The sequence below is a fragment of the Tahibacter aquaticus genome (assembly GCF_004363655.1).
GTDB lineage: Bacteria > Pseudomonadota > Gammaproteobacteria > Xanthomonadales > Rhodanobacteraceae > Tahibacter > Tahibacter aquaticus.
In genome coordinates this window covers 153,217-153,643 of record NZ_SNZH01000019.1, presented here as the reverse complement: position 1 = coordinate 153,643, position 427 = coordinate 153,217, and the positions used below count along the sequence as shown (strand labels likewise).

Here is a 427-nt window from a genome sequence, read left to right as displayed (position 1 = left end):
CGCTTCAACGTGACGGCGCCAGAAGGCTTCGGTCTTCGATGCTTGCACGCTTGGCGCTCCGAGAAGGTGAGCGACAAGCATTGCTCTGATGATCGGGTTCGAGAATGTGGCGGCGCCGGACGCTTACGTAGCTGTAGACGCGCGGGGTGCCGTTGTTGGCGGTCTGGGTTTTCAGGTTGCCGTTGTCGTCCCAGGTCTGTACGAGGTGGACATTGGCCAGCGGGTCGGTCCGGCTGGTGAGCTGGTCGCGATCGTTGTAGACCAGAGTGGAATCGCTGATGGCGATGTTGCCGGCGTTGACGACGCGTTCGTGGGTGCGGTTGCCGACGGGGTCGAGGGTGTAGGTGGTGGTGCGGCCGGGTTCGGCGACGGCCTCAAGACGGTCGGCGTTGTCGTAGCTGTAGGTGGTGAGCTGGGTCGCGTTGCT

General features: G+C 63.5%; 1 protein-coding gene. It reads right to left on the bottom strand.

The window, feature by feature from the left end:
• Positions 1-4 precede the first annotated feature (4 nt).
• On the bottom strand, positions 5-427 hold a 423-nt coding region (locus DFR29_RS24695), incomplete at its 5' end, for a hypothetical protein (protein ID WP_208113709.1).